This window comes from Rubrivivax soli (genome assembly GCF_049810355.1).
Lineage (GTDB): Bacteria > Pseudomonadota > Gammaproteobacteria > Burkholderiales > Burkholderiaceae_C > Rubrivivax.
The window spans coordinates 4,853,614-4,876,652 of the sequence record NZ_CP187368.1; the positions used below are offsets into that span (position 1 = coordinate 4,853,614).

Annotated in this window: 24 protein-coding genes; 14 read left to right on the forward strand and 10 right to left on the reverse strand. The window is 70.0% G+C overall.

What is annotated here, in order from left to right; genetic code table 11:
• Positions 1–21: 21 nt before the first annotated feature.
• Complete coding sequence (locus ACPOLB_RS22305) at positions 22–1,536, forward strand: Y-family DNA polymerase (protein WP_425258237.1); 1,515 nt, start codon at positions 22–24, stop codon at positions 1,534–1,536.
• A gap of 21 nt (positions 1,537–1,557) precedes the next feature.
• On the opposite strand, the gene ACPOLB_RS22310 is transcribed toward ACPOLB_RS22305, so the two are convergent.
• Together ACPOLB_RS22310 and ACPOLB_RS22315 are read right to left on the reverse strand one after the other, a co-directional pair.
• A complete protein-coding gene (locus ACPOLB_RS22310; protein WP_425258238.1) occupies positions 1,558–2,226 on the reverse strand; it encodes an alpha/beta hydrolase in 669 nt (222 codons plus the stop codon).
• A 1-nt stretch (position 2,227) separates the two neighbouring features.
• On the reverse strand, positions 2,228–3,436 hold the full coding sequence (locus ACPOLB_RS22315; protein ID WP_425258239.1) for a tryptophan--tRNA ligase: 1,209 nt from the start codon (positions 3,434–3,436) through the stop codon (positions 2,228–2,230).
• Positions 3,437–3,505: 69 nt separating this feature from the next.
• Between ACPOLB_RS22315 and purN the strand changes: the two genes are divergently transcribed.
• The 3 genes from purN to ACPOLB_RS22330 all read left to right on the forward strand — a co-directional run bounded on the left by purN (position 3,506) and on the right by ACPOLB_RS22330 (position 6,798).
• Complete coding sequence (gene purN / locus ACPOLB_RS22320) at positions 3,506–4,132, forward strand: phosphoribosylglycinamide formyltransferase (protein WP_425258240.1); 627 nt, start codon at positions 3,506–3,508, stop codon at positions 4,130–4,132.
• 41 nt (positions 4,133–4,173) lie between these two features.
• Positions 4,174–5,433: an RsmB/NOP family class I SAM-dependent RNA methyltransferase gene (locus ACPOLB_RS22325; RefSeq protein WP_425258241.1), complete on the forward strand. Its 1,260-nt coding sequence runs from the start codon at positions 4,174–4,176 to the stop codon at positions 5,431–5,433.
• A 141-nt stretch (positions 5,434–5,574) separates the two neighbouring features.
• Positions 5,575–6,798, forward strand: a complete 1,224-nt coding sequence (locus ACPOLB_RS22330; protein WP_425258242.1) for a DesA family fatty acid desaturase — start codon at positions 5,575–5,577, stop codon at positions 6,796–6,798.
• Between the two features lie 165 nt (positions 6,799–6,963).
• On the opposite strand, the gene rpmG is transcribed toward ACPOLB_RS22330, so the two are convergent.
• The 3 genes from rpmG to trxB form a co-directional block, all read right to left on the reverse strand.
• Positions 6,964–7,134 carry a 50S ribosomal protein L33 gene (gene rpmG, locus ACPOLB_RS22335; protein ID WP_201495442.1) on the reverse strand — a complete coding sequence of 57 codons (171 nt, stop codon included), beginning with the start codon at positions 7,132–7,134 and terminating at the stop codon, positions 6,964–6,966.
• A gap of 12 nt (positions 7,135–7,146) precedes the next feature.
• Positions 7,147–7,380: a 50S ribosomal protein L28 gene (rpmB, locus tag ACPOLB_RS22340; RefSeq protein ID WP_425258243.1), complete on the reverse strand. Its 234-nt coding sequence runs from the start codon at positions 7,378–7,380 to the stop codon at positions 7,147–7,149.
• 78 nt (positions 7,381–7,458) lie between these two features.
• Positions 7,459–8,418, reverse strand: coding sequence for a thioredoxin-disulfide reductase (gene trxB, locus ACPOLB_RS22345; RefSeq protein ID WP_425258244.1), 960 nt, complete (start codon positions 8,416–8,418; stop codon positions 7,459–7,461).
• 189 nt (positions 8,419–8,607) lie between these two features.
• Between trxB and ACPOLB_RS22350 the strand changes: the two genes are divergently transcribed.
• The 3 genes from ACPOLB_RS22350 to lolA are packed head-to-tail and all read left to right on the forward strand — an operon-like array spanning position 8,608 to position 12,254.
• Entirely contained in the window at positions 8,608–9,276 is a 669-nt protein-coding gene (locus tag ACPOLB_RS22350; protein WP_425258245.1) for a Crp/Fnr family transcriptional regulator, read from the forward strand.
• Positions 9,277–9,321: 45 nt separating this feature from the next.
• A complete protein-coding gene (locus ACPOLB_RS22355) occupies positions 9,322–11,652 on the forward strand; it encodes a DNA translocase FtsK (RefSeq protein WP_425258246.1) in 2,331 nt (776 codons plus the stop codon).
• Entirely contained in the window at positions 11,649–12,254 is a 606-nt protein-coding gene (gene lolA, locus ACPOLB_RS22360) for an outer membrane lipoprotein chaperone LolA (RefSeq protein WP_425258247.1), read from the forward strand. The genes ACPOLB_RS22355 and lolA overlap by 4 nt, the downstream gene beginning before the upstream one ends.
• A 110-nt stretch (positions 12,255–12,364) precedes the next feature.
• Here lolA and ACPOLB_RS22365 read toward each other — a convergent pair whose 3' ends face one another.
• On the reverse strand, positions 12,365–12,898 hold the full coding sequence (locus tag ACPOLB_RS22365) for a chemotaxis protein CheW (protein ID WP_425258248.1): 534 nt from the start codon (positions 12,896–12,898) through the stop codon (positions 12,365–12,367).
• Between the two features lie 186 nt (positions 12,899–13,084).
• Here ACPOLB_RS22365 and ACPOLB_RS22370 point away from each other — a divergent pair, with 186 nt between their 5' ends.
• The 5 genes from ACPOLB_RS22370 (at position 13,085) to ACPOLB_RS22390 (ending at position 18,095) form a co-directional block, all read left to right on the forward strand.
• A complete protein-coding gene (locus ACPOLB_RS22370; RefSeq protein WP_425258249.1) occupies positions 13,085–14,413 on the forward strand; it encodes a replication-associated recombination protein A in 1,329 nt (442 codons plus the stop codon).
• 154 nt (positions 14,414–14,567) lie between these two features.
• Positions 14,568–15,491 carry a branched-chain amino acid ABC transporter permease gene (locus tag ACPOLB_RS22375; protein ID WP_425258250.1) on the forward strand — a complete coding sequence of 308 codons (924 nt, stop codon included), beginning with the start codon at positions 14,568–14,570 and terminating at the stop codon, positions 15,489–15,491.
• Positions 15,492–15,512: 21 nt separating this feature from the next.
• Positions 15,513–16,598: a branched-chain amino acid ABC transporter permease gene (locus tag ACPOLB_RS22380; protein ID WP_425258251.1), complete on the forward strand. Its 1,086-nt coding sequence runs from the start codon at positions 15,513–15,515 to the stop codon at positions 16,596–16,598.
• Between the two features lie 13 nt (positions 16,599–16,611).
• Positions 16,612–17,382, forward strand: a complete 771-nt coding sequence (locus tag ACPOLB_RS22385) for an ABC transporter ATP-binding protein (protein ID WP_425258252.1) — start codon at positions 16,612–16,614, stop codon at positions 17,380–17,382.
• 11 nt (positions 17,383–17,393) lie between these two features.
• Entirely contained in the window at positions 17,394–18,095 is a 702-nt protein-coding gene (locus ACPOLB_RS22390) for an ABC transporter ATP-binding protein (protein WP_425258253.1), read from the forward strand.
• A gap of 26 nt (positions 18,096–18,121) precedes the next feature.
• On the opposite strand, the gene ACPOLB_RS22395 is transcribed toward ACPOLB_RS22390, so the two are convergent.
• Positions 18,122–19,102, reverse strand: a complete 981-nt coding sequence (locus tag ACPOLB_RS22395) for a Bug family tripartite tricarboxylate transporter substrate binding protein (protein WP_425258254.1) — start codon at positions 19,100–19,102, stop codon at positions 18,122–18,124.
• Between the two features lie 83 nt (positions 19,103–19,185).
• On the opposite strand from ACPOLB_RS22395, the gene ACPOLB_RS22400 reads away from it, so the two are divergent.
• Complete coding sequence (locus tag ACPOLB_RS22400) at positions 19,186–19,308, forward strand: hypothetical protein (protein ID WP_425258255.1); 123 nt, start codon at positions 19,186–19,188, stop codon at positions 19,306–19,308.
• Positions 19,309–19,332: 24 nt separating this feature from the next.
• Here ACPOLB_RS22400 and ACPOLB_RS22405 read toward each other — a convergent pair whose 3' ends face one another.
• Positions 19,333–20,373, reverse strand: coding sequence for a CDP-6-deoxy-delta-3,4-glucoseen reductase (locus tag ACPOLB_RS22405; RefSeq protein WP_425258256.1), 1,041 nt, complete (start codon positions 20,371–20,373; stop codon positions 19,333–19,335).
• 29 nt (positions 20,374–20,402) lie between these two features.
• Between ACPOLB_RS22405 and ACPOLB_RS22410 the strand changes: the two genes are divergently transcribed.
• The gene (locus ACPOLB_RS22410) at positions 20,403–21,269 is read left to right on the forward strand and encodes an NAD-dependent epimerase/dehydratase family protein (RefSeq protein WP_425258257.1); all 867 of its coding nucleotides are present in this window, start codon (positions 20,403–20,405) and stop codon (positions 21,267–21,269) included.
• A gap of 15 nt (positions 21,270–21,284) precedes the next feature.
• Here ACPOLB_RS22410 and ACPOLB_RS22415 read toward each other — a convergent pair whose 3' ends face one another.
• Positions 21,285–22,310 carry a S1C family serine protease gene (locus tag ACPOLB_RS22415; protein ID WP_425258258.1) on the reverse strand — a complete coding sequence of 342 codons (1,026 nt, stop codon included), beginning with the start codon at positions 22,308–22,310 and terminating at the stop codon, positions 21,285–21,287.
• A gap of 105 nt (positions 22,311–22,415) precedes the next feature.
• Entirely contained in the window at positions 22,416–23,030 is a 615-nt protein-coding gene (locus ACPOLB_RS22420; protein ID WP_425258259.1) for a rhomboid family intramembrane serine protease, read from the reverse strand.
• Positions 23,031–23,039 lie beyond the last annotated feature (9 nt).

The following is a 23,039-nucleotide window of genomic DNA, read 5'->3' on the forward strand; positions in this document are numbered from 1 at the left end:
CCGCAGCGATGTGGTTGTCCCATGCTGTGGCTGGCCCTGCACCTGCCGTGCCTCTCGCTCGAGGCCTTCTGCGCCACGCTGCCCGGCGCTGACGCCGCGCAGCCGGTGGCGCTGCTGGCAGCCCACCGGCTGACCGACGTCAACACCGCCGCCCACGCACGCGGGCTGCGTCCGGGCATGAAGCGCGCCACCGCGCTGGCGCTGGTGGCCGACCTGCGCCTGGGCGTGGCCGACGCCGTGCGCGACGCCGCGGCGCTGCAGGCCGTGGCGCACGCCGCGCTGGCCTTCACGCCGATGGTGGTGCTGCACGGCCGCGCCACCGTGCTGCTGGAAGTGCAGGGCAGCCTGCGCTATTTCGGCGGGCACGGCGTGCTGCTGCTGCGGCTGCGCCAGGCGCTGGCGCCGCTGGGACACCGTGTGCACATCGCCAGCGCGCCCACGCCGCTGGGTGCGGCGCTGCTGGCGTCATGGCGCAGCGACCTGGAACAAGGCGCACACGCCCACGACCTCGCCGCGCTGCAGGCGTTGCTGGACGCCGCCCCGGTGTGGCTGCTGGGGCCGGGCCGGGAGCACTGGGAAGCCCTGCAGGGCATGGGCCTGCAGACCCTGGGCGACCTGCGTGCGCTGCCGCGCGCCGGGCTGGCGCGCCGCTTCGGCGAAGACCTGCTGCAGGCCCTGGACAGCGCGCTCGGGCGCCGCCCCGACCCCCGCCAGCCCGTGCAACTGCCGGCGGCCTTCGACAGCCGGCTCGAACTGCAGGCCCGCGCCGACACCACGGCCCAGGTGCTGCACGGGGCGGCCGTGCTGCTGGCGCGGCTGGTGGCGTGGGCGCAGGCACAGCAGGTGCGCATCGCCGCCTTCACGCTGCAGATGCAGCACGAAGCCCGCCACCGCGGCGAGGCTGCAGAGACGACGCCGCTGCGCATCGAACTGGCCGAGCCGGCGCTCGACGCCGAGCACCTGCAGCTGCTGCTGCGCGAACGCCTGGCGCAGCTGGTGCTGCCCGCGCCGACGCTGGATCTGCGGCTGCAGTGCAGCGACACGGTGCGCCGTGCCGCGCCGAACGGCGAACTCTTCCCGACGCGGCAGAGCCAGGCGCAGGGGTTGACGCGGCTGCTGGAGCGGCTGCGCGCGCGGCTGGGCGAATCGCAGGTGCTGCGCGTGGTGGCCGTGGCCGACCACCGGCCGGAACATGCCTGCATGCTGCAGCCGGTGGTGCAGCCGATCGTGCAACCCACCGCCGCCGCAGTGGCGCCTGTTGCCGTGTCGACCCTGCCGCTGCACCGCCCGCTGTGGCTGCTGCCCGAGCCGCAGCCGCTGGCCGAACGCGACGCCTGGCCGCTGCTGCAAGGCCGGCCGCTGCAGGTGCTGTCGGGCCCCGAGCGCATCGAAAGTGGCTGGTGGGACAGCACGCTCGTGGCCCGCGACTACTACATCGCGCTGGCGGCCGACGGCACGCTGGTGTGGATCTACACCGCGCGGCTGCAGCCGGCCGAAGCCGGGCCGCAGTGGTTCCTGCAGGGGCGCTTCGGTTGACGCGCCACCGCGGTCATCGCTTCAGGCCAGCACGCGCAGCAGCCAGGCCTTCAGGTGCTGCACTTCCTCGGCGCAGACCGAGTGCTCCATGGGGTAGTCGTGCCACTCCACACTGTGGCCCAGGCCCTGCAGCGCCTCGCGCGCGGCACTGCCGCGTGCCATCGGCACGATGCCGTCGCGCTGGCCGTGGGCCAGGAACACCGGCACGTCGGCGCTGGCGGCGTGGCGTTCGGCTGCCGTGGTGTCGGACAGCGGCAGATAGCCCGACATGCCGGCCAGCCCGGCCAGACGCTGCGGGCAGCGCAGGCCGGCACCCAGCGTGACGGCACAGCCCTGCGAGAAGCCGGCCAGCACGATGCGCCGCGCCGGCACGCCACGCGCGATCTCGCGCTCGATCAGCGCATGCACCTGCGCGAACGACGAGCGCAGGCCGCCTTCGTCTTCGCGGCGCTGCAGGTCGGTGCCCAGGATGTCGTACCAGGCGCGCATCTTGTAGCCGCCGTTGATGGTGACCGGCTGCACCGGCGCGCGCGGCAGCACCCAGCGCACCGGGCCCACGGCCGAGAGGTCGATCTCGTCGCCGAAGGGCAGGAAGTCGGTGCCGTCGGCGCCCAGGCCGTGCAGCACGATGATGCTGGCAACCGGCTCTGCGCCCGGGTTCAGTTCGATGGTTTGCAGCGCTGCCGGCATGTCAGTACCCCAATCCCATCGCATCGCGGACGTCTTTCATGGTCTGGCGCGCGATCGTGCGCGCGCGCTCGGTGCCCATCTCGACGATCCAGTGCACCTTCTTCGGGTCGGCCGTCAGCGCCGCGGCGCGCTCGCGCCACGGCGCCTGCTGCTGCACGATGGCGTCGATGACGGGCTGCTTGCAGTCCAGGCAGCCGATGCCGGCCGTGGTGCAGCCCTGGCGCACCCAGTCCTGCGTTGCCGTGTCGCTGTAGACCTTGTGGAACTGCCACACCGGGCATTTCTCGGGCGTGCCGGGGTCGGTACGGCGCGCACGCGCGGGGTCGGTGGTCATGCCGCGGATCTTCTTCGTCACCGTCTCGGCGTCGTCGCGCATCAGCACGGCGTTGCCGTAGCTCTTGCTCATCTTCGCGCCGTCCAGCCCGGGCAGCTTGGCGACTTCGGTGTGCAGCGCCTGCGGCTCGACCAGGATGCTCTTGCCGCTGCCCTTCAAGTGGCCGAGCAGCAATTCGCTGTCGGCTTCGGTCCAGCCCGCCACGCCGGCGGCGGCCTTCTTCAGCATGCCTTCGCCCTTGGCCAGCGCCTCGGCGCTGCCGGTCTCGCCGAAGGCCTTGCGCTGCTTCTCGTAGTAGCGCGCGTCGTCCTTGCCCATCTTGGCCAGCGCGGCGGCGGCCTGGGCCTCGAAGTTGGCGTGGCGGCCGTAGAGGTTGTTGAAGCGGCGCGCCACCTCGCGCGTGAGCTCCACGTGCGAGGCCTGGTCCTCGCCCACGGGCACGAAGCCGGCCTTGTAGATCAGGATGTCGGCGGCCTGCAGCAGCGGGTAGCCGAGGAAGCCGTAGGTCGCGAGGTCGCGGTCCTTGAGCTTCTCCATCTGGTCCTTGTAGGTCGGCACCCGCTCCAGCCAGCCCAGCGGCGTGCCCATGGCGAGCAGCGTGAACAGCTCGGCGTGCTCGGGCAGGCGGCTCTGGATGAAGATGGTGCTCTTGTCCGGGTCCAGGCCGGCCGCGATCCAGTCGATGACCATGTCGTACACGGTCTTCTCGATGACCTCGCGCTCTTCGTAGTGCGTGGTCAGCGCGTGCCAGTCGGCGACGAAGTAGAAGCAGTCGTAGTCGTCCTGCAGCCGGACCCAGTTCTTCAGCGCACCGTGGTAGTGGCCGAGATGCAGGGAGCCGGTGGGGCGCATGCCGGAGAGAACGCGGGGTCGCATAGGGTCGTGCAGGGCAGGCTGGGAAGCTGCGGATTCTCGCAGGTCGCGGCGCTTACACTGCCGCCCGCCATGCAGCGCATCGTCATCCTCATCTCCGGTCGCGGCTCCAACATGGAAGCCATCGTGCAGCGCTGTGCCGCCGAGGGCTGGCCGGCCCAGGTGGTGGCCGTGGTCTCCAACCGCGCCGACGCGCCGGGCCTGCAGTTCGCCGCCGCGCACGGCATCGCCACCGCGGTGGTCGACCACAAGGCCCATGCCGTGCGCGAGGCTTTCGATGCCGAACTCGCGCGCACCATCGATGCCTTCGCGCCGGACCTCGTGGTGCTGGCCGGCTTCATGCGCATCCTGGGCGCGGCCTTCGTGCAGCGCTACGCGGGGCGCTTCCTCAACATCCACCCGTCGCTGCTGCCGGCCTTCCCGGGCCTGCACACGCACGAGCGCGCGCTGCAGGCCGGCTGCAAGGCGGTGGGTGCCACCGTGCACTTCGTGACGCCCGAGCTCGACCACGGCCCCATCGTGATGCAGTCGGTGGTGCCGGTGCGCGCCGGCGACGACGCGGCGGCGCTGGCGGCGCGCGTGCTGGCCACCGAGCACGTGATCTACCCGCTGGCCGTGCGCTGGTTCGTCGAGGGCCAGCTCGAGGTGCGGGACGGCATCGTGCACCACAAGGGCGGCGCCTCGCAGGTGCTGCTCTGAGCGGGCGCTGAACCTGCGCGCGGTGCCGGGATAATCCCGGCATGCATCCCAACGCCCTGCTCGATCTCGCGAGCGACCTGCTGCGCACCGTGCTCCGGTTCGACCAGCCCGCCGACAACCTCGTCTCGGCCTTCTTCCGCCAGCACCGCGCGCTGGGCCACCGCGAACGCCACACGCTGGCCGAGACCGTCTACACCATGCTGCGCCAGCGCCTCGTGCTGCAGCATCTGGCACAAAGCGGCAGCGGCGCGCTGGAGCGCCGGCTCGCCATCCTGGCCTGGCAGGGCAGCGACACCTTCCTGCGCGGTGCGCTGGGCCCGCACGAACAGCAGTGGCTGGCCCAGGTGCAGCAGGTCGACCGCGCCAGCCTGCCCGAGAAACTGCGCCACAACCTGCCCGACTGGCTGGCCACCGCGCTGCAGGCGCAGCTGGGCGAGGACTTCTGGCCGCTGGTGCAGGCCTTGGACCAGCCGGCGCCGCTGGACCTGCGCGTCAACACGCTGAAAGCCAAGCGCGACGAGGTGCAGCAGGCGCTGGCTGCCGCGGGTTTCCCGGGTGCGCCGACACCGTTCTCGCCCTGGGGCTTGCGCCTGCAGGGCAAGCCGGCGGTCAACAAGCTCGACCTGTTCACGCAGGGCGCCATCGAGGTGCAGGACGAAGGCAGCCAGCTGCTGGCCCTGCTGACCGACGCCAAGCGCGGCGAGATGGTGGTCGACTTCTGCGCCGGCGCCGGCGGCAAGACGCTGGCGCTGGGGGCGTCGATGCGCAACACCGGGCGGCTGTACGCCTTCGACGTGTCGGGCCACCGGCTCGACGCGCTGAAGCCCCGGCTGGCGCGCAGCGGCTTGAGCAATGTCTATCCGGCGCAGATCGCCCATGAGCGCGACGAGCGCATCAAGCGCCTGGCCGGCAAGATCGACCGCGTGCTGATCGACGCGCCGTGTTCGGGCCTGGGCACGCTGCGGCGCAACCCCGACCTGAAGTGGCGCCAGAGCCCGAAGGCGGTGGAGGAACTGCAGGCCAAGCAGGCCGCCATCCTGGCCAGCGCGGCGCGGCTGCTGAAGCCGGGCGGCCGGCTCGTCTACGCCACCTGCAGCCTGCTGCAGGCCGAGAACGAAGCCGTGGTCGACGCCTTCACGGCCGAGCGCGGTGCCGACTTCCAGCCGCTCGATGCCGGTGCGCTGCTGCAGGGCCTGAAGGTGGAGGGCGGCGATTCCCTCGTCAGCGCAGGGCATCTGCGGCTGTGGCCGCACCGGCACCAGACCGACGGGTTCTTCGCTGCGGTCTGGCAACGGCGCTGAACCGACGCCAAGTTCTATTGATCTGCATCTATCTTTTTTGGGTTTGCAGCGATTGGGCGGCATCCCCTAAGCATTTCCCGCAACTTTCTTGAGCAGCGGCACTCTACAATGGTGGCGTAACACATTCTGAACGGATTGCAGATGAACGAAGTGACCCTGGTGCGTGACGCACTCGTGGAATGGTTGTCCCACGGATTGCTGAGCGCCACCTGGTGGCAACTGGTGCTGGTGACGCTGGGCCTGACCCACGTGACCATTGCCGCGGTCACCATCTATCTGCACCGCTCGCAGGCGCACCGTGCGCTCGAACTGCACCCGGTGGTGTCGCACTTCTTCCGTCTGTGGCTGTGGCTGACCACCGGCATGGTGACCAAGGAGTGGGTGGCCATCCACCGCAAGCACCACGCCAAGTGCGAAACGGTCGACGACCCGCACAGCCCCGTCACGCGCGGCATCAAGACCGTGCTGCTGACCGGCGCCGAGCTCTACCGTGCCGAGTCCAAGGTGCAGGACACCATGGACAAGTACGGCCACAACACCCCCGACGACTGGGTCGAGCGCAACCTGTACACGCGCTACAGCTGGCAGGGCGTCGGCCTGATGCTCATCATCAACCTGTTCCTGTTCGGCGCCATCGGCCTGACGATCTGGGCGGTGCAGATGCTGTGGATCCCGATCACCGCCGCCGGCATCATCAACGGCATCGGCCACTACTGGGGCTACCGCAACTTCGAGGCCGTCGACGCGTCGACCAACATCTCGCCCTGGGGCATCCTGATTGGCGGCGAAGAGCTGCACAACAACCACCACACCTATCCCACCAGCGCGAAGTTGTCGGTCAAGCCCTACGAGTTCGACATCGGCTGGCTGTACATCCGCAGCATGGAACTGCTGGGCCTGGCCAAGGTGCGCAAGACGCCGCCGAAGCTGGAACTGGGCAGCGTGAAGCCGGTCGCCGACAACAAGACGCTGGAAGCGATCATCGCCAACCGCTACGAGGTGATGGCCAAGTACGCCACCGGCGTGCGCGAGGCCGTGCGCAGCGAGATGGACCGCCTGAAGGCGCAGGGTGCGCAGAACACCGCGAAGTGGCGCGACATGGTGCAGGCCCGTGCCTGGCTGCACCGCGACGACGACAAGATTCCGCAAGGCGTGAAGCCGCATCTGCAGCAGGCGCTGGGCGCCAGCCCGCAGCTGGCGAAGCTGGTGGCCATGCGCGAGGAACTGCGTGGCCTGTGGACCCGCACCGGCGTCTCCGCCGACCAGCTGGTGGCCGACCTGCAGGCCTGGTGCAAGAAGGCCGAGGACAGCGGCATCGCCGCGCTGCAGGACTTCAGCATGAAGCTGCGCGCCGCGCACGCCTGACCCCTGCAGCACGTCGCTGCACGCATGACAACGGGCCCCGCGGGGCCCGTTTTCTTTGTCTGCCCTCGCGACCTCCGTGCCTGGCGCCGGCTGCGCCAGGGCAACAAAAAACCCGCCGGGCGGCTGCCGGGCGGGTTGTTCGTTCGGGTCAGGAACCCAGCCGAATCACTTCAGCTTGATTTCCTTGTACAGCACGTGCTTGCGTGCCTTCGGGTCGAACTTCAGGAATTCGAGCTTCTCGGGCGTCGTCTTCTTGTTCTTGCTCGTGGTGTAGAAGTGGCCGGTGCCCGCCGTGGACTCCAGCTTGATCTTTTCGCGTCCGCCTTTGCTGGCCATGTTCGTCGCTCCTTAGATTTCGCCGCGGGCGCGCAGGTCGGAAACAACCACGTCGATGCCCTTCTTGTCGATCAGGCGCAGCGCGGCGTTGGACACGCGCAGACGCACCCAGCGGTTCTCGCTTTCGACCCAGAAGCGTCGGTACTGCAGGTTCGGCAGGAAGCGACGCTTCGTTTTGTTGTTGGCGTGGGAGACATTGTTCCCGACCATCGGGCCCTTGCCCGTGACTTGACAGACGCGTGCCATGACGCAGCTCCAAAATTGAGAATTCGAGGGGCCGTGTCACCCTGCTCGCGCAGGACTCCCACAAGGCCAAGCCCGCGATTATAGCGCGTTTTGCTCCAGGAAGCGCTGCGCGTCGAGTGCAGCCATGCAGCCGGTGCCCGCCGACGTGATGGCCTGCCGGTAGACATGGTCCTGCACGTCACCGGCGGCGAAGACGCCCGGCACGCTGGTCATGGTGGCCATGCCGTTCAGGCCGCTCTGGGTGATGATGTAGCCATCCTTCATCTCCAGCTGGCCCTTGAAGATGTCGGTGTTGGGCTGGTGGCCGATGGCGATGAAGCAGCCCTGCACCGCGATCTCGCTGCGGCTGCCGTCCTGCGTGGACTTCAGCCGCACGCCGTTGACGCCCTTGGCGTCGCCCAGCACTTCGTCGAGTGTCTGCCACAGGTGCAGCTGCATCTTGCCGGCCGCCACCTTGGCGTGCAGCTTGTCGATCAGGATGGCCTCGGCGCGGAACTTGTCGCGGCGGTGGATCAGGTGCACCTTGCTGGCGATGTTCGACAGGTACAGCGCCTCCTCCACCGCGGTGTTGCCGCCGCCGACGACGCAGACTTCCTGGTCGCGGTAGAAGAAGCCGTCGCACGTGGCGCAGCCACTGACGCCGCGGCCCATGAAGGCCTGCTCGCTGGGCAGGCCCAGGTACTTGGCGCTGGCGCCCGTGGCGATGACGAGCGCGTCGCAGGTGTAGGTGCCGGAGTCGCCGGTCAGCACGAACGGGCGCTTGCCGAAGTCGACCTGGTTGATGTGGTCGAAGACGATCTTCGTGTTGAAGCGCTCGGCATGCTGCTGGAAGCGCTGCATCAGGTCCGGGCCCATCACGCCGGCCACGTCGGCGGGCCAGTTGTCGACGTCGGTCGTGGTCATCAGCTGTCCGCCCTGGGCGATGCCGGTGATCAGCAGCGGTTGCAGGTTGGCGCGGGCGGCGTAGATGGCCGCGGTGTAGCCGGCGGGGCCCGAGCCGAGGATCAGCACGCGGGCATGGGTGGTGTTGGCGCTCATGGGGATGCGGGTGGGTGAGGACGGGACAGGCACTGCAAACGTCGCGCCGATCCGACGCGCCAGATTACATGGGGTTGCAACCGGATGGTCGCAAGCCTGTCAATGGGCACAATAGCCGGATTCTTGCAGACCTGCGACTTTTCGCCGCAGGGCAGGTGTTGCGATCAACAACAAGAGAGGGGCCTGTCGATGTCGATGCTGTCGAACCTGGATCTGATCCGCCGCGTGCCGTTGTTCTCGATGCTCACCGCCGAACAGGCACAAGGCATCGCCGACAGCGTCGTCAAGCGCCGCTTCCGTCGTGGCGAACTGGTGGTCGAACAGGGGCGCAAGAGCAACGCGTTGTTCATCCTGCTCAACGGTCGCGCCCGCGTGCTCACCAGCGACACGCGCGGCCGCGAGGTCATCCTCGCCGTGCTCGAAGCGGGCGACTACGTCGGCGAGATGAGCCTGATCGACAACGAGCCCCACTCGGCCACCGTGCGTGCCGAGATCCAGACCGACATGCTGGTGCTGGCGCGCGCCGACTTTGCGCGCTGCCTGCCCGAGAACAGCACGCTCAGCTACGCCATCCTGCGCGGGCTCGTGAAGCGCCTGCGCAACGCAGACAGGCAGATCGAGAGCCTGGCGCTGCTCGACGTGTACGGCCGCGTCGCGCGCACGCTGCTGGACATGGCCGAGGACGTCGACGGCGTGAAGATCATCCGCCACAAGGTCAGCCGCCAGGACATGGCCAAGGTGGTCGGTGCCAGCCGCGAGATGGTCAGCCGCGTGATGAAGGACCTCGAAGACCGCGGCGTCATCGAGACCCAGGAAAACGGCTCGGTGGTGATCAAGGAACGGTTGCAAAACGACTGACCGCGGCGGGCGAGCCGCCGCGGCGGCTGCGCCACAATCGCGGGCATGACCTTTCCACTGGGCTCGCTGGGGCCTGACGGCGCTGCTGCCGCACGCCCTGCATCGAACCTCCTGTCGCCACGCTGGCGCCAGCAGCTGCTGCTGGTGGCCGGCGGCGTCGCGTGGCTGCTCTTCGTGCTGTCGCTGCTGACACATCATGCCGGCGACCCTGCGTTCACCACCTCGGGCGACGGCGCAAGCGTGCACAACAAGGCCGGGCTGCTGGGCGCGTGGATCGCCGACATGGCGTACTTCCTGTTCGGCTTCTCGGCGTGGTGGCTGGCACCGGTGGCGCTGCGGGCCTGGCTGTCGGCGCTGGCGGGCGCGTTGCGGGCGGTGCCTGCTGCTGCGCAGGCCGCAGCACCGCGGCTGCCGCGCCTGGCCTTCTGGACCGGCCTGGCCCTGCTGATGGCGGCCAGCACCTCTCTCGAATGGACGCGCCTGTACCGCTGGGAAGCGCTGCTGCCCGGCCACGCCGGCGGTGTGCTGGGCTACGCGCTGGGGCCGGTGTCGATGCGCTGGCTGGGCTTCGCCGGCTCGGGCGTGCTGTGGATCGCCGCGCTGGTGGTGGGGGCCTCGCTGGCGCTGCGCTTTTCGTGGTCGCGCCTGGCCGATCGCATCGGCGAGCGCATCGACGCGCTGCGCGAGCGCCGCGCCGAGACCAAGGAACGCGAGATCGACCGCCGCATCGGCGCCCAGGCGCTGCGCGAACGCGAGGCCGTCGTCGAGGTCGACCGCCAGGAGGTCGAGGACCACGTGCCCATCGTCATCGAGCCGCCGGTGCTCGAGGTGCCGAAGTCCGAGCGTGTCGCCAAGGAACGCCAGCAGCCGCTGTTCGTCGAGCTCAGCGACACCAAGCTGCCCCAGGTGGACCTGCTCGACGCCGCCCCCGGCCGCCAGGAGACCGTCACGCCCGAGTCGCTGGAGATGACCAGCCGGCTGATCGAGAAGAAGCTGAAGGACTTCGGCGTCGAGGTGCGGGTCGTCGCCGCGTCGCCGGGGCCGGTGATCACGCGCTACGAGATCGAGCCCGCCACCGGCGTGAAGGGCGCGCAGGTGGTGAACCTGGCCAAGGACCTGGCGCGTTCGCTGTCGCTGGTGAGCATCCGCGTCGTCGAGGTGATCCCGGGCAAGAACTACATGGCGCTGGAACTGCCCAACGCGCGCCGGCAGACCATCCGCCTGGCCGAGATCCTGGGCTCGCAGGTCTACAACGACGCCGCGTCGATGCTGACGATGGGCCTGGGCAAGGACATCGTCGGCAACCCGGTGGTGGCCGACCTGGCGAAGATGCCGCACTGCCTGGTGGCCGGCACCACCGGCTCGGGCAAGAGCGTGGGCATCAACGCGATGATCCTGAGCCTGCTCTACAAGGCCGAGGCGCGGGACGTGCGGCTCATCCTCATCGACCCGAAGATGCTCGAGATGAGCGTCTACGAAGGCATCCCGCACCTGCTGGCGCCGGTGGTCACCGACATGAAGCAGGCCGCCAATGCGCTGAACTGGTGTGTCGGCGAGATGGAGCGCCGCTACAAGTTCATGAGCAAGCTGGGCGTGCGCAACCTGGCCGGCTACAACAAGAAGATCGCCGAGGCCACGGCGCGCGGCGAGCTGATCGGCAACCCCTTCAGCCTGACCCCCGAGCAGCCCGAGCCGCTGGAGCGCCTGCCGCACGTGGTGGTGGTGATCGACGAGCTCGCCGACCTGATGATGGTGGTGGGCAAGAAGATCGAGGAGCTGATCGCCCGGCTGGCGCAGAAGGCGCGCGCCGCCGGCATCCACCTGATCCTGGCGACGCAGCGTCCCAGCGTCGACGTGATCACCGGCCTGATCAAGGCCAACATTCCCACCCGGCTGAGCTTCCAGGTCAGCAGCAAGATCGACAGCCGCACCATCCTCGACCAGATGGGCGCCGAGGCCCTGCTCGGCCAGGGCGACATGCTGTACCTGCCGCCCGGCGGCGGCGTGCCGGTGCGGGTGCACGGCGCGTTCGTCAGCGACGAGGAAGTGCACCGCGTCGTCGACTACCTGAAGAGCCAGGGCGAGGCCAACTACATCGAAGGCATCCTCGAAGGTGGCGTGCTGGAAGGTGAAGGCGAGGCAGCGCTCGACGGCAGCGGCTCCACCGGCGGCGGCGAGAGCGACGCGATGTACGACCAGGCCGTGGCCGTGGTGCTGCAGCACAAGCGCGCCTCGATCTCGCTGGTGCAGCGCCACCTGCGCATCGGCTACAACCGCGCCGCGCGGCTGCTGGAACAAATGGAGAAATCCGGACTCGTATCGGCCATGGGCCACAACGGCAACCGGGACCTGCTGGTCCCGAAGAGGGACGAATGAGAGTGCTCCTGGCGGCCGTGGCCGTGTGCTTCAGTGCCGCCGTGCAGGCCGACGCGGTGGACACGCTGCGCGAGTTCGTGCGCGACGTGAAGAGCGGCCGCGCCAGCTTCACGCAGACGGTGAGCTCGCCCGACGGCGCGCGCCAGAAGACCAGCAGCGGCAGCTTCGAGTTCCAGCGCCCGAACCGCTTCCGCTTCGCCTACACGAAGCCCTTCGAGCAGCTCATCGTGGCCGATGGCCAGAAGGTGTGGATCTTCGATGCCGACCTGAACCAGGTCAGCACGCGCAAGATCGGCCAGGCACTGGGCGCCACGCCCGCGGCGCTGCTGGCTGGCGGCACGCTGGACCAGGACTTCACGCTCAGCCCGCAGCCGGCGTCCGGCGGGCTCGACTGGGCGCTGGCCGTGCCAAAGGCCAAGGACGGTGCCTTCCAGTCGATGAAGATCGGCTTCCAGGGCAAGACGCTGGCGGCGGTCGAGATCGTCGACAGCTTCGGCCAGCGGTCGCTGCTGCGCTTCGGTGGCTTCGCCGCCAATGCGTCCATCGCGCCCGAGCAGTTCCGCTTCACGGTGCCGGCCGGCGCCGACCTGATCGAACAGTAGCGGCGGCGGCTGCCCGCGGCCGGGTTGCCCGGTGGGTCAGCCCTCGGGCGTGAAATCGCCCTCGGGCCTTCGCCAGCCGCGCGAGACCTTCCGGTCTCGCACGCGCGGGCTCAGTGCGTCACATGGTCCATCAGGCCCATCTCGGGGCTCTTCATCAGCGCCTCGATGTCCATCAGGATCAGCATGCGCTCCACGTCGCCCTGCGTCACCGTGCCCAAGCCGGTGATGTAGGTCGCGTCGATGGCGCCGTTGAACTCGGGGGCGGCCTTGATGTGCTCGCCGGCCAGTTCCAGCACGTCGCTCACCGAGTCGACCACCATGCCGACCGTGCGGCCGGCGATGTTCAGGATGATGACGACGGTGAAGCTGTCGTACTTCACCTCGGCCAGGCTGAAGCGCACGCGCATGTCGACGATGGGCACGATCACGCCGCGCAGGTTCACCACGCCCTTGATGAAGGCCGGTGAGTTGGCGATGCGCGTGGGTGCCTCGTAGCCGCGGATCTCCTGCACACGCAGGATGTCGATGCCGTACTCCTCGGCGCCGAGCTTGAACGACAGGTACTCGCGCGTGCCGCCGTGCAGCAGCGCAGCAGGGTTGATCGATGCGGAAGTGGCGTCGCTGGCAGTGGTGGCGGTGGTCACGGTGGCTCCTGGTGGCGCGTCGGCCCGGTGAGAACTGACTTGCAGTGTGCTGCCGGCGCCACGGGGACAAGGCGGGGAAAAGCGCGGGGAAACGACCGCAGTTCATGGCGGGCCGCCTCCAACGCGTGGCGTGGTCGCCGGAGCCCGTGCCACTGCCGCGCCCGGGCCGTGCCCGACAATCGCGGCATGGCAACCCAAGAGTCCCTGTTTGGCGGCGGCCCCGCAGACAGCGCCGCCGCCGCGTCCGTGCCGCTGGCCGAGCGCCTGCGGCCGCGCACCCTGGACGCCGTGATCGGCCAGCAGCACCTGCTGGCCCCGGGCCGGCCGCTGCGCGTGGCCTTCGAGGCCGGGCGGGTGCCGTCGATGATCCTGTGGGGTCCGCCCGGTGTCGGCAAGACCACGCTGGCACGGCTGGTGGCCGGTGCGGTCGAGGCCGAGTTCGTCGTGCTCTCGGCCGTGCTGGCCGGCGTGAAGGACATCCGCGACGCGGTGGAGCTGGCGCGCGAGCACCGCCGGCAGGGCCGGGCCACCGTGGTCTTCGTCGACGAGGTGCACCGCTTCAACAAGGCCCAGCAGGACGCGTTCCTGCCGCACGTCGAGTCGGGGCTGTTCACCTTCATCGGCGCCACCACCGAGAACCCGTCGTTCGAGGTCAACTCGGCGCTGCTCTCGCGCGCCACCGTGCACGTGCTGAAGGCATTGAGCGACGACGAGCAGTCGGCACTCATCGACCGCGCGCAGGCCGTGCTGGACGCGCCGCCGCTGTCGCCTGCGGCGCGGCAGCGGCTCATCGGCCATGCCGACGGCGACGCGCGCCGGCTGCTCAACGCCTACGAGAACCTGGTGGCCGCATCGCCGTCCGCGACGGAGCTGGACGACGCGGCGCTGGAGCGCGCGCTGGGCGAACTGCTGCGCCGCTACGACAAGGGCGGCGACCAGTTCTACGACGCCATCAGCGCGCTGCACAAGAGCGTGCGCGGCTCCGACCCCGATGCCGCCCTGTACTGGCTGGCGCGCATGCTCGACGGCGGCGCCGATCCGCGCTACGCCGCGCGGCGCATCGTGCGCATGGCGGCCGAGGACATCGGCCTGGCGGACCCGCGCGCGCTGCGCCTGGCGTTGGACGCGGCCGAGGTCTTCGAGCGCCTGGGCGCGCCCGAAGGCGAGCTGGCGCTGGCCGAGGCCGTGGTCTATCTGGCCGTGGCGCCGAAGTCCAACGCCGTCTACACCGCCTGGAACGCAGTGCGTGCCTTCGTGAAGAGCGACGGCAGCCGTCCCGTGCCCGAGCACCTGCGCAACGCGCCGACGCAGCTGATGAAGACCCTGGGCCACGGCGCGGGCTACCGCTACGCGCACGACGAGCCGGGCGGCTACGCCGCAGGCGAGCGCTACCTGCCCGAGGCGCTGGCCGGCCAGCGCTGGTACACGCCCGCACCGCGCGGGCTGGAGCTGCGCATCGGCGAGCGCCTGGCCGAACTGCGCGCGCTCGATGCGCAGACGAAGGATCCACGGTGAAGTGGCCGCGGCCCTGAGTTTCCTGCGGTGTGCAGCGGGGTAAGCCCGGTCCTGTTCGCCAAGACCCCCCTCTTACAATTCCGGCCCACGGCCAGCTTCTTGCTAGACCGCAGCGGGTGCCGCCACACGGCGCCGCAACAGGAGAGACCTCTCGATGGAAACCTTCTTCCAGCAGATCATCAACGGTCTGGTGCTCGGCAGCATGTATGCGCTGGTGGCACTGGGCTACACGATGGTCTACGGCATCATCAACCTGATCAACTTCGCCCACGGCGAGGTGCTGATGGTGGGCGCGCTCACCAGCTGGACCGTGGTGACGCTGCTCGCGGCCTCGGGCCTGCCGGGGTGGGTGATCCTGCTGATCTCGCTGCTGGCGGCCATCGTCATCTGCGCGGCGCTGAACTTCACGATCGAGAAGCTCGCGTACCGGCCCTTGCGCAATGCGCCGCGGCTGGCGCCGCTGATCACCGCGATGGGCATGAGCCTGCTGCTGCAGACGCTGGCCATGATCATCTGGAAGCCGAACCCGAAGCCGTACCCGCTGCTGCTGCCCACCGACCCGATCGACCTGGGCGGACCCGTCATCAGCGTCACGCAGTGCCTGATCCTGGGGCTCACGGTCGTGATCCTGGCCGGCCTGATGTACCTGGTGAACAAGACCAAGCTCGGCCGTGCGATGCGCGCCACGGCCGAGAACCCGCGCGTGGCCGCGCTGATGGGCGTGCGGCCCGACATGGTGATCTCGGCCACCTTCATCATCGGCGCGGCGCTGGCCGCGGTGGCTGGCGTCATGTGGGCGGCCAACTACGGCACGGTGCAGCACAGCATGGGCTTCCTGCCCGGGCTGAAGGCCTTCACGGCGGCGGTGCTGGGCGGCATCGGCAACCTGGCCGGCGCGGTGGTCGGCGGCATCCTGCTCGGCCTGGTCGAGGCCATCGGCGCGGGCTACCTGGGCGAGCTGACGGGCGGCGTGCTGGGCAGCCACTACGCCGACATCTTCGCGTTCGTCGCGCTGATCCTGGTGCTCACGCTGCGGCCGCAGGGCCTGCTGGGCGAACGTGTCGCCGACCGTGCCTGAGCGCGCTTCGAGGACCTGACCGTGAAGAACAAGATCGTCATCTTCATCCTCGCCGCGCTGGCGCTGATCGCGCTGCCGCTGGTGGCGCAGCAGTTCGGCCAGGGCTGGGTGCGCATCCTGGCCATCGCGCTGCTGTACGTGTTGCTGGCGCTGGGCCTGAACATCGTGGTCGGCTACGCCGGCCTGCTCGACCTGGGCTTCGTCGCGTTCTACGCCGTGGGCGCCTACATGTACGCGCTGCTGGCCAGCCCGCACTTGGCCGAGAACTTCGCGTGGTTCGCGCAGATGTTCCCCGACGGGCTGCACACGCCGATCTGGGTGGTGGTGCCTGCCGCGGCCCTGCTCGCGGCGATCGCCGGTGTGCTGCTGGGCACGCCGGTGCTGAAGCTGCGCGGCGACTACCTCGCCATCGTGACCCTGGGTTTCGGCGAGATCATCCGCGTGTTCATGAACAACCTCGAGCACCCGGTGAACATCACCAACGGGCCGCGTGGGCTGGACCGCATCGACGCGATGAACATCTTCGGCTTCAGCTTCGGCAAGGCGGTCGAGATCTTCGGCTTCCGCATCCCGTCGGTGACGCTGTACTACTACCTGTTCCTGGCGCTGGTGGTGCTGAGCGTGGTGATCTGCTACCGGCTGGAGACCAGCCGCATCGGCCGCGCGTGGATGGCGATCCGCGAAGACGAGATCGCGGCCAAGGCCATGGGCATCAACACGCGCAACATGAAGCTGCTGGCCTTCGGCATGGGCGCCACCTTCGGCGGCGTCTCGGGCGCGATGTTCGCGTCGTTCCAGGGCTTCGTCTCGCCCGAGTCGTTCTCGCTGATGGAGAGCGTGATGATCGTCGCGATGATCGTGCTCGGCGGCCTCGGCCACATCCCGGGCGTGATCCTGGGCGCGGTGATGCTGGCGGCGCTGCCCGAGGTGCTGCGCTACGTGGCCGGCCCGCTGCAGGAGATGACGGGCGGGCGGCTCGACGCGTCCATCCTGCGGCAGCTGCTGATCGCGCTGGCGATGATCGGCATCATGCTGGCGCGCCCGCGCGGCCTGTGGCCGTCGCCCGAGCACGGCAAGGCCGCGCCCACGCCCACGCCGGCGCGCTGAAGGAGGACGCCCCATGAGCACCACCGTTCTCCGCGTGCAAGGCGTCAGCAAGCGCTTCGGCGGCCTGCAGGCGCTGTCGGACGTCGGCATCGAAATCCAGGCCGGCCAGGTCTACGGCCTGATCGGCCCCAACGGCGCCGGCAAGACCACCTTCTTCAATGTCATCACCGGCTTGTACATCCCCGACGCCGGCAGCTTCGAGCTCGGCGGCGCGCCCTACAAGCCCGCGGCCGTGCACGAGGTGGCCAAGGCCGGCATCGCGCGCACGTTCCAGAACATCCGCCTGTTCGCCGAGATGACGGCGCTGGAGAACGTGATGGTCGGCCGCCACGTGCGCACCGGCTCGGGCCTGGTCGGCGCGATCTTCCGCACCGGCGGCTTCAAGGCCGAGGAAGCCGCGATCGCGCAGCGCGCCCAGGAACTGCTGGACTACGTCGGCATCGGCAAGTACGCCGAGTACAAGGCGCGCACGCTGAGCTACGGCGACCAGCGCCGGCTCGAGATCGCCCGCGCGCTGGCCACCGACCCCAAGCTGATCGCGCTCGACGAGCCCGCCGCCGGCATGAACGCCACCGAGAAGGTGGTGCTGCGCGAGCTGATCGACCGCATCCGCAAGGACGGCCGCACCATCCTGCTGATCGAGCACGACGTGAAGCTGGTGATGGGCCTGTGCGACCGCGTCACCGTGCTCGACTACGGCAAGCAGATCGCCGAAGGCACGCCGGCCGAGGTGCAGAAGAACGAGAAAGTCATCGAAGCGTATCTGGGCGCCGGGGGCCATTGATGAGTCAGACGATGTTGAAGGTGACGGGCTTGAAGGTCGCCTACGGCGGCATCCAGGCCGTCAAGGGCGTGAGCTTCGAGGTGCAGCAGGGCGAGCTCGTCAGCCTGATCGGGGCCAACGGCGCCGGCAAGACGACGACGCTGAAGGCCATCACCGGCACGCAGCCGGTGGCCGACGGCAGCATCGAGTACATGGGCCACAGCATCCGCGGCCAGGGGGCGTGGGAGCTGGTCAAGCAGGGCCTGGTGATGGTGCCGGAAGGCCGCGGCACGTTCACGCGCATGACCATCGTCGAGAACCTGCAGATGGGCGCCTTCGTGCGCGACGACGACGAGATCGACGCCGACATCGACAAGGTCTTCGCGATCTTCCCGCGCCTGAAGGAGCGTGCCAAGCAGCTGGCCGGCACCATGAGCGGCGGCGAGCAGCAGATGCTGGCGATGGGCCGGGCGCTGATGGCGCGGCCCAAGGTGCTGCTGCTGGACGAACCCTCGATGGGGCTGAGCCCGATCATGGTCGACAAGATCTTCGAGGTCGTGGCCGACATCCACCAGCGCGGCACCACCGTGCTGCTGGTCGAGCAGAACGCCAGCCGCGCGCTGGGCCTGGCCAACCGCGGCTACGTGATGGAGTCGGGCGAGGTCACGATGAGCGGCGAGGCCAAGGCCTTGCTGGCCGATCCGAAGGTGCGCGCGGCCTACCTCGGCGAGTAGCACCGCGGCCGGGCCGCGGCGCCGTGTCAGTCGACCTTCGCGCCGCTGGCCTTCACCACCGTCTCGTACTTGGCCAGTTCGGTCTTCACGAAGGCGCCGAACTGTTCGGGTGTGGTCGGCGACGGTTCGGCCATCAGCGTGGCCATGCGCGCCTTCACCTCGGGCGCGGCCAGCGCGTCGGTGAAACCCTTGTGCAGGCGTGCCGTCACGTCGGCCGGCAGCTTGGCCGGGCCGAACAGGCCGAACCAGGTGCCGATGTCGAAGCCGGGCAGACCGGCTTCGGCCACGGTGGGCAGCTCGGGCATCGCGCTGGAGCGGCGGTCCGTCGTCACGGCCAGCGCCTTCAGCTTGCCGCTCTTGATGTTGGCCGAGGCGGCGGCGAGGTTGTCGAAGTTGAAGTCGACCTGGCCGCTGACCAGCGCCAGCTGCGCCGGAGGACCGCCCGCGTACGGGATGTGCACCGCGAACACGCCGGCCCGGGCCTTGAACATCTCGCCCGCCAGGTGGCCGGCGCTGCCGTTGCCGCCCGAGCCATAGTTCAGCCGGCCGGGGTTGCGCTTGGCGTAGGCCACCAGGTCGGCCAGCGTGCCGATCTGCAGCCGCGCCGCGGTCTCGGCGTTCATCACCAGCACGTTCGGCACCTGGGCCACCAGCGTCACCGGCGTGAAGTCGCGCAGCGCGTCGTAGGGGATCTTCGCGTACAGCCACGGGTTGATGGCATGCGTGGCCACCGCGCCCATCACCAGCGTCTGGCCGTCGGGGGCGGCCTTGGCCACGAGGTCGGCGCCCAGGTTGCCGCCGGCGCCGGGCCGGTTCTCCACCACCACCGGGCCCAGCGTGTCCTTCACGCGCTCGGCCAGCACGCGGGCCACGATGTCCAGCGGCCCGCCGGGCGGGTAGGGCACGACGAGGCGGATGGGCCGCGGCTGCGCCCAGGCGGACGGTGCGAGCGTGGCAAGGCCGAGGCCGAGCAGGGCAAGGCGGCGGTGTGGCAAGGACGTGGGCATGGGCAGCAGGGTTGCAGTCGATCGCCACAGGCTAACCGATGTGCTCCACTGGCCCGATCGGCAAACACCCCCAGGAGGAGCGCATGACCGTCTGCCCCATCGCCATCGTGGCCGGCTGCCAGAAGTGCCCGGCCTTCAAGGTCTGCCCGCTCAAGAGCGTGCTCGGCGACCAGCCGAAGAAGCCCGAGCCGCCGGCGAAGCGGTAGCTGTACGGCCGGCGGTCCGCGGCCTCAGCCCGGCCCGTGCTTGTCGGCTTCCGACGTGAAGGCGTCGGCGAAGAACGCCTCGGCCGGCAGGCCGCAGCGGGCGACGAAGTCGCGCTGTGCGGCGTCGACCATCACCGGCGCGCCGCAGGCATAGACCTCGTGGCCGGACAGGTCGGGCAGGTCGGCCATCACGGCCTGGTGCACGAAGCCCGTGCGGCCGCTCCAGGCGTCGTCGGGCGTGGCTTCCGACAGCACCGGCACGTAGCGCAGCTGCGGCATCGCCGCGGCGGCTTCTTCGCACCAGGCGTGCTGGTACAGGTCGGCACGGCGGCGTGCGCCCCAGTACAGCACCGCGGGGCGCGTGATGCCGCGGGCCTGCATGTGCTGCACGATGGCCTTGATGGGCGCGAAGCCGGTGCCGCTGGCCAGCAGCACGATGGGCTTGTCGCTGTCCTCGCGCAGGAAGAAGCTGCCGAAAGGGCCTTCCATGCGCAGGATCTCGCGTGGCTGCATCGCGCCGAACACGTGGTCGGTGAACACGCCGCCGGGCATGTGGCGGATGTGCAGCTCGATCGCCGGCGGGCTGCCCAGCAGTTCGGGCGCGTTGGCCATGCTGTAGCTGCGGCGCGCGCCGTCGCGCAGGATGAACTCGATGTACTGCCCGGCGCGGTACTGCAGCTGCTGGTTGGCCGGCAGTTGCAGCTTCAGCACGGCCACGTCGGGCGCCGGGCGTTCCAGCGACAGCAGCCGCGTCGGCATCTTCAGCACCGGGTGCTCGCCCGCGCCGGGCACGCTGCGCGCCTCGACCACGCAGTCGGTCTGCGGCGTCGCGCAGCAGGTCAGGATGAAGCCTTCGGATTCTTCGGCCGGCGTCAGCGCCTTCAGCTGGTGGGCGCCGTGGATCACGCGGCCCTCGAGCAGGCGGCTCTTGCACGAACCGCAGGCGCCGTCGCGGCAGCCGTAGGGCAGGCCGATGCCCTGGCGGATTGCGGCGGCCAGGATGGGCTCGTCGCGGGCGACGTCGAACTGCCGTGCGGCAGGCTGCAGCGTGATCTGGAAGGTCATGGAAGGCGGCACGTAAACTGCCCGGCATTGTGCCCGTCCCCTCCTTGTTGATCGTCGGCTGTGGCGATGTCGGCCTGCGCGTGCTGCGGCTGCTGCGCGGCCGCCTGCCCGTCTTCGCGCTCACCTCCAGCCCCGCGCGCTGCGACACGCTGCGTGCCGCCGGCGCCGTGCCGTTGCTGGGCAACCTCGACGACCCGGTCACGCTGGGTCGCCTGGGCGGCCTGGCCGACCTGGTGCTGCACCTGGCCCCGCCGCCGGCCGAAGGCGAGGGCGACCCGCGCACGCGCGCGCTGCTGAACGCGCTGGCGCGGGGCGGCCGCGTGCGCACGCTGGTCTACGCCAGCACCAGCGGCGTCTATGGCGACGCCGGCGGCGCGCGCTTCGACGAGACCCGCGCCGTCGCGCCGGCCAGCGCGCGTGGCCGGCGGCGTGTGGATGCCGAGGCGCAGGTGCGCGCGTTCGGTCGCCGCGCCGGCGTGCGCGTGAGCATCCTGCGCATCCCCGGCATCTACGCGCGCGACCGCGTCGGCGGTCACCCGCGCGAGCGCCTGCTGCGCGGCACGCCGGTGCTGCTGCCGGCCGACGACGTCTACACCAACCACATCCACGCCGACGACCTGGCGCGCGCCTGCATCGCGGCGCTGTGGCGCGGACTGCCGCAGCGCGTGCTGCACGCCAGCGACGACACCGAGCTGCGCATGGGCGACTACTTCGACCTCGCGGCCGACCTCGCTGGCCTGCCGCGCCCGCCGCGCATCGCCCGTGCGCAGGCGCGCACCGAGCTCCCGCCGATGCTGCTGAGCTTCATGAGCGAATCGCGCCGGCTCGTCAACGACCGGCTCAAGCGCGAGCTGCGGCTGCGCCTGCGCTACCCGACGGTGCGCGACGGCTTGTAGCGCCGCCGGCGTCGTTCAGATGCCCTGCGCGCGCCGCAGCGTGTAGGCGCGGTCCACCGCCTGCACGGTGACGGCTTCGCGCTTGCCTTCGCGTTCGATCTCCAGCTCCACCGCGCGCTCGGCGCGGTCGCCGGACCACAGCCGCTTCCACAGCGCCTCCAGCTTGTCGACGGCCACGCCGTCGATGCGCACGATGCGGTCGCCGGCCTGCAGCCCGGCGACGTCGGCCGGGCTGTCGTCGTTGACGCGCACGATGCGCAGCTCGCCGTCGTTCTCGACGCAGTTCACGCCGATCCACGCGCGGCGGCTGGCACGGGTGTTGCCGCGTTCACGCAGTTCCGCCAGGATGGGCTTGAGCAGGTCCACCGGCACGAACATGTTGCCGGGGGCGCGGCCCTTGCCGGGGCCGAGCGCATCGTTCACGACCAGCGAGCCGATGCCCACCAGTTCGCCCTGCAGGTTGAAGAGGCCTGCGCCGCTGTGGTCTCCCCGCGGCGGCGCCGTGAACAAGGCGTCCTCGAGGTGGTATTCCCAGTAGCCCGAGAACGCGCGGCGCGATGCCAGCTGCGCCGGGCCCACGGCGCCACCGTCGCCGCCGCTCACCACCACCAGCGCTTCGTCGGCCTGCAGCGCCGCAGCGCTGCCCAGCGGGGCCGGCGGCTGCGGCAGCGGCGACAGGGCCTGCACCAGCCCGAACCCGGTGGCGACGTCGTAGCCCACCACGCGCGCCGGGATGCGCCGCGCGTCGTCGGTGACCAGTTCCACCTGTTCGGCTTCGAGGATGAGGTAGCCGATGGTCAGCACCAGCCCGTCGTTGCCGATCAGCACGCCCGAGCCCTGGCGATCGGCACCCAGCGTGCGTGCCGACCGCGCGCCGTCGACCGCCTGCGCGCGCACGCCGAGCACGGCGTCGCTGGCGCGCATCAGCGCGCGGGACTGCTGTTCGATGGCCGATGCAGACGGCGCGGCAGGCTGCGCCGGCGCGGCCGTTGCCAGCCAGCACAGCCCGGCCGCCATCCAGAACCTGAAGCGCTTGTGCATGACCCACTCCGTCGTCCGCCCGTGGCCACGAGCATGCGGGCTGCCGCCGACCTTGGCGGCCGCGGGGTCATTGTGCGCCGCGTGGCGCGGCGCGGGCCGGTGGGCTCAGCGTCGGCGCCCGAACGGCGGCTGGCGCCGCCAGTAGCGGATCATCAGGAAGCCGCCGAGCATGCCGCCCAGGTGCGCGAAGTGCGCCACGTCGTCGGTCGTGCCGTTGCCGAAGATGAAGTTCAGCAGGCCCAGGCCCAGCAGCAGTTCCAGCGCGCCGAAGACCCACACGAAGGTCTTGGCCTTCATCGGGATCGGCGGGATCAGCAGCATCACCGTGCGGTTCGGGAACAGCATGCCGAAGGCCAGCAGCAGCGCGAAGATGCCGCCGCTGATGCCCACCGTGTAGGCGCGGCTGCCCATCACCGTGACCAGCAGCATCTGCGTCAGCGCCGCGGCCACGATGCCGGCGGCCATGAAGAGCATGTAGCGCCTGGGGCCCCACAGGCGCTCGAGTTCGCTGCCGAACATCCACAGCCCGAGCATGTTGAACAGCAGGTGGAACAGGTCGCCGTGCAGGAAGGCGTAGCTCAGTGGCTGCCACGGCATGAAGCGCCCGCTGGAGATGGGCCACAGCGCGAACCACAGTTCCAGCGGCAGGAAGGCCTGCAGGCAGAACATCGCCACGCAGACGAGCATCAGGACCTTGGTGACGGGCGGCAGGTTCGGCATGGACGGGAT

Coding starts and splice junctions, on each gene's coding strand:
- ACPOLB_RS22305 (WP_425258237.1), top strand. CDS start 22: ATGCTGTGGCTGGCCCTGCACCTGCCGTGCCTCTCGCTCGAGGCCTTC.
- ACPOLB_RS22310 (WP_425258238.1), bottom strand. CDS start 2,226: ATGCCGGCAGCGCTGCAAACCATCGAACTGAACCCGGGCGCAGAGCCG.
- ACPOLB_RS22315 (WP_425258239.1), bottom strand. CDS start 3,436: ATGCGACCCCGCGTTCTCTCCGGCATGCGCCCCACCGGCTCCCTGCAT.
- purN (WP_425258240.1), top strand. CDS start 3,506: ATGCAGCGCATCGTCATCCTCATCTCCGGTCGCGGCTCCAACATGGAA.
- ACPOLB_RS22325 (WP_425258241.1), top strand. CDS start 4,174: ATGCATCCCAACGCCCTGCTCGATCTCGCGAGCGACCTGCTGCGCACC.
- ACPOLB_RS22330 (WP_425258242.1), top strand. CDS start 5,575: ATGAACGAAGTGACCCTGGTGCGTGACGCACTCGTGGAATGGTTGTCC.
- rpmG (WP_201495442.1), bottom strand. CDS start 7,134: ATGGCCAGCAAAGGCGGACGCGAAAAGATCAAGCTGGAGTCCACGGCG.
- rpmB (WP_425258243.1), bottom strand. CDS start 7,380: ATGGCACGCGTCTGTCAAGTCACGGGCAAGGGCCCGATGGTCGGGAAC.
- trxB (WP_425258244.1), bottom strand. CDS start 8,418: ATGAGCGCCAACACCACCCATGCCCGCGTGCTGATCCTCGGCTCGGGC.
- ACPOLB_RS22350 (WP_425258245.1), top strand. CDS start 8,608: ATGTCGATGCTGTCGAACCTGGATCTGATCCGCCGCGTGCCGTTGTTC.
- ACPOLB_RS22355 (WP_425258246.1), top strand. CDS start 9,322: ATGACCTTTCCACTGGGCTCGCTGGGGCCTGACGGCGCTGCTGCCGCA.
- lolA (WP_425258247.1), top strand. CDS start 11,649: ATGAGAGTGCTCCTGGCGGCCGTGGCCGTGTGCTTCAGTGCCGCCGTG.
- ACPOLB_RS22370 (WP_425258249.1), top strand. CDS start 13,085: ATGGCAACCCAAGAGTCCCTGTTTGGCGGCGGCCCCGCAGACAGCGCC.
- ACPOLB_RS22375 (WP_425258250.1), top strand. CDS start 14,568: ATGGAAACCTTCTTCCAGCAGATCATCAACGGTCTGGTGCTCGGCAGC.
- ACPOLB_RS22385 (WP_425258252.1), top strand. CDS start 16,612: ATGAGCACCACCGTTCTCCGCGTGCAAGGCGTCAGCAAGCGCTTCGGC.
- ACPOLB_RS22390 (WP_425258253.1), top strand. CDS start 17,394: ATGTTGAAGGTGACGGGCTTGAAGGTCGCCTACGGCGGCATCCAGGCC.
- ACPOLB_RS22395 (WP_425258254.1), bottom strand. CDS start 19,102: ATGCCCACGTCCTTGCCACACCGCCGCCTTGCCCTGCTCGGCCTCGGC.
- ACPOLB_RS22400 (WP_425258255.1), top strand. CDS start 19,186: ATGACCGTCTGCCCCATCGCCATCGTGGCCGGCTGCCAGAAGTGCCCG.
- ACPOLB_RS22405 (WP_425258256.1), bottom strand. CDS start 20,373: ATGACCTTCCAGATCACGCTGCAGCCTGCCGCACGGCAGTTCGACGTC.
- ACPOLB_RS22415 (WP_425258258.1), bottom strand. CDS start 22,310: ATGCACAAGCGCTTCAGGTTCTGGATGGCGGCCGGGCTGTGCTGGCTG.
- ACPOLB_RS22420 (WP_425258259.1), bottom strand. CDS start 23,030: ATGCCGAACCTGCCGCCCGTCACCAAGGTCCTGATGCTCGTCTGCGTG.